The sequence below is a fragment of the Acinetobacter lactucae genome (assembly GCF_013344765.1).
GTDB lineage: Bacteria > Pseudomonadota > Gammaproteobacteria > Pseudomonadales > Moraxellaceae > Acinetobacter > Acinetobacter lactucae_A.
Map to the genome: position 1 here is coordinate 1 of NZ_JABVBF010000171.1, position 7,342 is coordinate 7,342.

Sequence of the window (7,342 nt, forward strand, 5' to 3'; positions counted from 1 at the left end):
AAAAATTCTTGCCTTATGCAAAAAGTTGCATATTTTTGTGTTTTTTAAAATTGACATGTGCTATTGTCAGTTATCGATTATGACTTGACATGCCCAATAACTCATTTAAATTAGAGTAATTACTCTAAAATTCAAAGAAAAGAGGTTAACCATGAACCAGATTGCTGAACCCATCACGATACGCAATACCACCTTTAAAAACCGAATTATTAAAGGCGCAATGAGTGAAGCGCTTGCAAATTATAAAGGCCAACCAAATGACTTACATTTGGGTCTATATGGTGCATGGGCAAAAGGTGAGCTTGGCTGTGCAATTACGGGTAATGTCATGGTAAATGCCGGAGCAAAAAATGAACCGGGTGTTGTAGTTATTGAAACTGAACGTGACCTAGAGCGCTTAAAAGAGTGGGCGGCATTAGGTAAAAAATATGGTATGGTTCAGTTGATTCAATTATCGCACCCAGGTCGTCAGTGTCCAAAAGGTTTAAATAAAGAAACCGTAGCGCCTTCAGCCGTACCTTTTAGCCCAGCTTTAGCAACCATGTTTGGAACGCCACGTGAATTAACTCATGATGAAATTCTAGATATTATTAAACGTTTTGCCACAGCAGCTCAAATCTGTGAAAAAGCAGGTTTTGAAGGAGTGCAATTACATGGTGCACATGGATATTTAATCAGTCAGTTTTTATCACCATTAACCAATAAGCGCACAGATCAATGGGGCGGTTCAGTTGAGAATCGTACTCGTTTTTTACTTGAGGTTTATAAAGCAGTACGTGAAGCGACTTCAGATAATTTTATCATTTCAGTGAAGCTTAACTCGGCCGACTTCCAGCGTGGTGGTATTAGCGAAGAAGATGTCATTTCAGTATTTAAAGCAGTGGATGAAGCTGGTATCGATTTAATTGAAATCTCAGGTGGTACCTACGAGGCACCAGCAATGGCTGGAGCTAAGGCTGATAAACGTAAAGCAAGTACAATTGCGCGTGAAGCATACTTTTTAGATTTTGCAGAGAAAATTCGCCAGCATGTTAAGTGTAAGCTTATGGTGACAGGCGGTTTTCGTAACGTAGAGGGCATGAACGCTGCGCTTGAAAGTGGTGCATGTGACTTTATTGGTATTGCTCGTCCATTTGCAGTAGAAACTGATTTAACAGAGCGTTTAATTGCAGGGCAAGATGTTCGCTATGCAGTAAAACCAATTAAAACAGGCTTACCATTTGTCGATAAAATGGCAATTATGGAAATTATTTGGTATGCCGCTCAATTTAAAACCATTGGCAAGGGTAAAAAACCAAATCCAAAACTTTCACCACTAGTGGTATTTTTAAATTATGCGAAAGGCAATATTAAAGCGGTGATTCAAGGGCAAGTAAATTCACGTAAGTCTGCATAATTTCATTACCATGCAGTCGTCCAGTAAGCGTGAAATATAGAAGCAGACCATTGGCCTTTAATTAAAGCATTGTTAAAGGCAGGTCTGTTTTCTATTTGGGCAAGATAACGGTGTATATGTTTAAACTGGCTGTAATTTTGTGAGCAAGCCAGTAATGGAAACCACATCAAAATATCAGCAGTAGTAAACTGATCTCCAGCAAACCATAAATGATGCTCTAAATGTTCATCAATCATTTTCATTTGTCGTTGTAATGATTGATTGAGATAGCCTTGATCGAATCCATATTTTAAAAGTTTAGGAATGAAACGGATTGGAAAAGGTGTACGTTGTGCAATTTGGTGAAAGATTTGTTTCAGTACCAAATCGGGAATGAATGTCGCCTCGCAATAATTTTTCCAATAATAAAAATTTTGGAGCTGTTGGCTTGATAGGTTGTTCGGCCCCAATTGTGGGTGTAAATGAGATAGGTAATCTAGGATTGCTGAGGTTTCCGCCAAAATTGAAATTTGTTCCTGTTCAATAATTTCGATAGTTGGAAATTTTGATAATTGATGAGGTGAGTTTTTATCTTTGCCTATAACTGAATGATCTTTAATAATGAGCTCATAGTTGAGTCCTAATTCTTCTAAAAACCAAATAAGGCGTTGAGAGCGTGAATTTTGTAAGTGAAATAATCGAATTTGCATGTCATCTTCAAATTATAGTTTTGATCTATGTTTAGTATAGAACATCATTTACTTCTAAAAAATATTAATAAATCAATAAATTATATTTTTATATAAGAGCAACTGAATAAAAAGCCACTACCTTAAAATGCAGTGGCTTTTAAGTGTTTGATAGCCCTAGCCAGATTCTAACTTAGGTTATCACTGTGAAATGGCTTTTTAGCAGGTGTATTTATAGTTTAGAATGTATAGCTCATACCCAATTGAACAGTACGTGACTCACCTGGATACGCATATAGATTGAAAGCGCTTTCATCATATACTTTGTCAAAAAGATTTTTCAGATCTAAGTTAAGACGAAGTTTTGGCGTTGCCTGATAATAAGAAACTAAATCTGTAACTGCGTAACCTTTCATGGTGTAAGTACTATTGGCTGTTTGTCCTGCACGCTTATCAATATATTTTTGATTAATTCCTAGACCTAAGCCTTGTAAAGGGCCATCTTGAAATTCATAGATATTTAAAAGATTAAAACTGTTCTTTGGAATATTGGCTAAAGCCGTTCCTTTTTTTAGAGTGTTGTCTTTGCTGACTTCTGCATCTGTATAAGCATATCCGCCAATAATTTTCCAAGCTGGAGTAATTTGTCCCGCAACGTTTAGCTCAATGCCTTGGCTGCGAACTTCACCAGCAGCAACTTTATAGGCTGAATCTACAGGATCTAGGGTTAAGACATTTTCTTTTTTTGCGTAAAAAATAGCAGAGTCAATCGACAACATATCGTTGAGTGCTTGCCATTTAAAGCCTAACTCGTAAGCCATGCCTTCTTCTGGGTCAAATCCCTCTCCATTACGGCTAGCCCCTGTATTTGGTTTAAACGATTTTGCAGCATTGCTATAGATTGAAAGATCATCACGGGCTTTAAAAACTAAACCTAAACGTGGAATAAATGCATCATGACTGGTATTCCAGTTTGCAGTATTCGGTAATAGGTTTTTGTAATCATGCTCATAGTGTTCAAAACGTAAACCCAGTAGCGCGCTTAAGCGCTCATTTAAATCGATTTGGTCTTGTACAAAAACGGCCGTTGTTTTTAAATTTTCGCGATCATGGGTGGTAACACGATTAAGCTCAGGTAAAGGTTGCCCTAAAACTGGATTATAAATATTAATAGGGTAGCTACCGACATCTCCGCTTGAGCGAATAATATATGACTTATAATCATAATTTTCATATTCAAGCCCAGTCACTAAAGTATGGGCTAATCCTAAAAGTTGGAAATTACCTGTTAGGTTAATTTGTGCGTCAGTATCTTGCCATCTTAATTCGCGGTAGTTGTAATTTCGGCCTAATGTTTCTCCATCAGTCTGTATGCCATTTGCCTCTACCGCATAGCCATACAATTTGCCGTTTAAATATTGCACGCCAGCATTCAGTTTCCAGTCATTTCCAAGGTCGTGTTCGACTCGTAATTGAGTCATGTTGTTTTCATTGTAGAGGCGGTTGTTATATTTACCTGTTTCCCATAAATAGGTTTCAGGTGAACTATTAAAAGACTTTTGTGTAGGGTAGCGCGTGTGCCCACGATCAAGGGGGTGTTGATTTCTTAAAATATCCGCTTCGAAAGTAACTTTGGTTGCATCAGAAGCTTGCCATTGGATGACTGGTGCAATTCCATAACGTTTAGATTCGACATGATCACGATAACTGTCACCGCCTTCTGCTATCACATTGAGGCGATAGCCAACGTTTTCCGCATTTGGAATAGTACCTGTAGTGTCTATAGTAGTGCGGTATAAACCTTCACTGCTAAACTGAGCGCCTAAAGTGGTTTGTTGCTCAGACTTTGGTGTTTTTGAAATTAGATTAAACGTACCACCTGGGTCACCACGGCCATATAAGCTAGAAGAGGGGCCACGTAAAACGTCTACACGTTCAATAGTGTTGCTATCGGGAGCGTTTGGATAACCACGATTAATCGGGAATCCGTTTCGGTAAAACTCGCCGCTAGTGAAACCACGCAGGTTAAAACCTGTTAAACCTTGACCACCAAAATTATTAGCACGAGTCACGCCCCCAGCTAAATCAAGCGCCTCAATTAAACGAGTAGCACCAATATCTTCAATTACTTTTTGAGTCACTACACTGACAGATTGTGGCGTATCTTTTAATGCGACTTCGCTACGTGTTGCGCTACTTGAGCTATCGACTTTATAGGCTTGGTCGGCAGCTTGCTGGGCTTTAATCTTAATCGTAGCAAGAGTCGTTGAGGAACCATTGGTTTCTGCGAAAGCACTTGAAATACAGCATAATTGAGCGATGCTCAGGGAGAGAAGGCGAAGCTTAAGATCCATTTAAAACCTTGTTGATAATAAATATCAGTATAAAAATAAGAATTATTATATTGTAAATCTATGTAAAGGAAATACTGGATCGATAATATATATGTGCAAGAGTATTTTATGAGGAAATACAGAAAATTAGAAATGTAAACAAAACATATACGAATAAAAGAGAAAGAGCTTTTATAAGAAGATATGGCGTCCCTACGGGGATTCGAACCCCGGTTACCGCCGTGAAAGGGCGATGTCCTAGGCCTCTAGACGATAGGGACGTTGAGGATGGCGGTATCTTAAGAAGCCGCCACCAAACTGTCAAGGAGGTAAGGCGACAGTTTGTTCAAAATATAGCAAAACAGTTCAGCAGTCTTCTGAGTATCGTACAAAGCAGAGTGTGCTTCTTTGCCATCGAACTCAATTCCAGCTTGAATACAGGCTTTCGCAAGCACAGTTTGTCCAAACATTACAGCACTTAAAGTCACCGTATCCATTACTGAAAAACTATGGAATGGATTTTGGTTTTTTGTGCTTGTACGTGCAATTGCAGCTTGTACAAAGCCAAGATCAAAATGCGCATTATGACCAACTAGCACTGCATGCGTACAATGCTGCTGTTTACGGACTTCATTCACCGATTTAAAAATACGGCGTAATGCGGTGCGCTCATCTTCAGCCATTGCCATACGCATTGGATTGAATGGATCAATACCAATAAAGTCTAGCGAGCGGCGATCGAGATTAGCCCCTTCAAACGGGTTAATATGCGCATGAAATGCTGGACCAGGGACAAATTGTCCCTGAGCATCATACACAATTGGAATGCACGCAATTTCTAGCAATGCATCTGTCTGGGCATTAAAACCTGCCGTTTCAACGTCAACAACAACAGGTAAGAAGCCACGAAAACGTTGGCCAATGACCGGGACAGAGGTTTCTTGTGTCACACTTTTCTCCATTGCAGCGTTTTCCCGGCATGCAGCGGGATAATTTTTTGATCATCTAAATAATCAAAAGATTCTGGAACGAGGTTATCTTCTTTTACCAATGTAATGGTAGAAGTATTACGTGGTAGACCGTAGAAGTCTGCACCAAAGTGGCTAGCAAAACCTTCTAAGCGCTCTAATTTACCCACTTGGTCAAATGCTTGAGCATAAAGTTCAATTGCATTAGGTGCACTATAACAGCCCGCACAGCCGCACGCATTTTCTTTTGCATTTTGCGAGTGAGGTGCGCTATCTGTACCCAAGAAAAATTTAGGGTTACCGCTCGTTGCAACTTCAAGCAAAGTGGTCTGGTGAGTTTGACGCTTTAAAATTGGTAAACAATAGAAATGCGGTTTAATACCACCCACCAACATATCATTACGGTTAAATAATAAATGTTGAGGTGTGATTGTTGCAGCGACATTGCGGTCTTGTTCTAAAACAAAGTGTGCAGCATCGCTTGTTGTAATGTGTTCAAGTACCACTTTCAGTTTTGGAAACTGTTTTAATAACGGTGATAAAACTTCATCTAAGAAGCGTTTTTCACGGTCAAAAATATCAACGTGGTTATGAGTCACTTCACCGTGAAGTAATAACGGAACTTGATGCTCTTCTAATTGCTCAATGACTGCATAAACTTTACGAATGTCACTTACACCATTATCAGAGTTGGTGGTCGCGCCTGCTGGGTAAAGTTTAATGGCATTTACATGTCCAGATTCTTTAATTTTACGAACTTCGTCTGGTGAGGTGAAATCAGTAAAATAAAGCACCATGCGCGGGTCAAAATTAAGACCTTCTGGAACATGAGCAAGAATACGTTCACGGTAAGCTAATGCTTCTTCCACAGTTTTTACAGGTGGAACAAGGTTTGGCATACAAATCGCACGAGCAAATTGTTTGGCCAAATCAGGTACAGTACGTTTTAATGCTAAACCATCACGTAAATGTGCATGCCAATCATCTGGCTGGAGCAGGGTAATAGAGTCCAAGGCAGTTCAAACTTCGAAATAAAACAAATGATAATCGATAAAGTGTGAAAATGGTAACGAGAATTACGGACAAATGGCAAAATAAAGGACCAGAGGTATTAAAAAATAATGTTATATTTTGTTAATGTGTAAGAGGTGGGAATCAAGTAGTGGTGAATAGGGGAAATGTACATGAATTACTCAAAGCAAAAGAAGAAATAGAATATTTGGTAACTCTACATACCCATCGTTATGCCAATACGCCTTTGCCGGATCAATTAGAAAAAAAATTCTGGTGCCTAAATCTTGAGCGAACCAAACAAAATATCTCAAAATTTTTAGCAAGTGGTGTCTTAACTTATCTTATTTTTATTTTGCTAGCATTACCTACAGACTATTTGGTGATCGGTGTACCTTATATTACTTTAGACTTTATTCATTGTTTGTTAAGTGCAATGAATATTGCGCTTGCACTCTTATTATTTTGGATTTTTGCCAAATTTAAAAAACTCTCTGATTATTTTTATCTTGCTGCCTGCGGTATTGTTTTCTTCTCAATTATTACAAGTGCCATGTTGTTGCTGAGTGTCGAAAATATGGCACTTAAAAATCAATCAATGTTGCTCCTTTCATTTTTATATATGCTTGGTTTTATTTTAAGCGGTATAAAACCATTACATATGCTGTATGTTGGCTTGTTAGCAGCAATATTGGTTTTTGTTTTTCTTAATTTATTAAATGTAAATTGTGATTATATCGCGCTGGGTCGTGCTTTATTTGGTACTTGTATTTTAGGCTTTTCAATTAGCACGATGCTCATCTCAAGAGAGCGCAGCCTTTTTTTAAATAACCAGCTTGCTGAAATCAATGAGCAGATTTTACGGATTGAAGCATCGGAACTTTTACATTTAAGTCAGCAAGATGCGCTTACTCAAATTTCAAACCGTCGTACCTTTGACGAAATGTTTGATTTTTTCTATTACCG

The 7,342-nt window shown here is 38.5% G+C and carries 5 protein-coding genes, 1 tRNA gene and 1 pseudogene; 2 read left to right on the forward strand and 5 right to left on the reverse strand.

Features of this window, described 5'->3' with window-relative positions; genetic code table 11:
- The first annotated feature begins 151 nt into the window (after positions 1-151).
- On the forward strand, positions 152-1,396 hold the full coding sequence (locus HUN22_RS14280; RefSeq protein ID WP_174730617.1) for an NADH:flavin oxidoreductase/NADH oxidase family protein: 1,245 nt from the start codon (positions 152-154) through the stop codon (positions 1,394-1,396).
- A gap of 5 nt (positions 1,397-1,401) precedes the next feature.
- On the opposite strand, the gene HUN22_RS14285 is transcribed toward HUN22_RS14280, so the two are convergent.
- The 5 genes from HUN22_RS14285 to pyrC form a co-directional block, all read right to left on the reverse strand.
- Positions 1,402-2,085, reverse strand: coding sequence for a glutathione binding-like protein (locus tag HUN22_RS14285; protein WP_174730622.1), 684 nt, complete (start codon positions 2,083-2,085; stop codon positions 1,402-1,404).
- A gap of 218 nt (positions 2,086-2,303) precedes the next feature.
- The gene (locus HUN22_RS14290) at positions 2,304-4,418 is read right to left on the reverse strand and encodes a TonB-dependent siderophore receptor (protein WP_174730624.1); all 2,115 of its coding nucleotides are present in this window, start codon (positions 4,416-4,418) and stop codon (positions 2,304-2,306) included.
- Between the two features lie 184 nt (positions 4,419-4,602).
- Positions 4,603-4,678: transfer RNA gene (locus HUN22_RS14295), tRNA-Glu, on the reverse strand.
- An 18-nt stretch (positions 4,679-4,696) separates the two neighbouring features.
- On the reverse strand, positions 4,697-5,359 hold the full coding sequence (rnt, locus tag HUN22_RS14300) for a ribonuclease T (protein WP_003652803.1): 663 nt from the start codon (positions 5,357-5,359) through the stop codon (positions 4,697-4,699).
- Positions 5,344-6,378: a dihydroorotase gene (gene pyrC / locus HUN22_RS14305; protein ID WP_005070491.1), complete on the reverse strand. Its 1,035-nt coding sequence runs from the start codon at positions 6,376-6,378 to the stop codon at positions 5,344-5,346. Before pyrC ends, rnt begins: the two co-directional genes overlap by 16 nt.
- 149 nt (positions 6,379-6,527) lie before the next feature.
- Between pyrC and HUN22_RS14310 the strand changes: the two are divergent.
- Positions 6,528-7,342, forward strand: a pseudogene (locus tag HUN22_RS14310) (GGDEF domain-containing protein); the annotation flags it as partial.

Excerpts from the sequence above, each read along its gene's own strand:
- HUN22_RS14280 (WP_174730617.1), top strand. The coding sequence starts at position 152 with ATGAACCAGATTGCTGAACCCATCACGATACGCAATACCACCTTTAAA.
- HUN22_RS14285 (WP_174730622.1), bottom strand. The coding sequence starts at position 2,085 with ATGCAAATTCGATTATTTCACTTACAAAATTCACGCTCTCAACGCCTT.
- HUN22_RS14290 (WP_174730624.1), bottom strand. The coding sequence starts at position 4,418 with ATGGATCTTAAGCTTCGCCTTCTCTCCCTGAGCATCGCTCAATTATGC.
- rnt (WP_003652803.1), bottom strand. The coding sequence starts at position 5,359 with ATGGAGAAAAGTGTGACACAAGAAACCTCTGTCCCGGTCATTGGCCAA.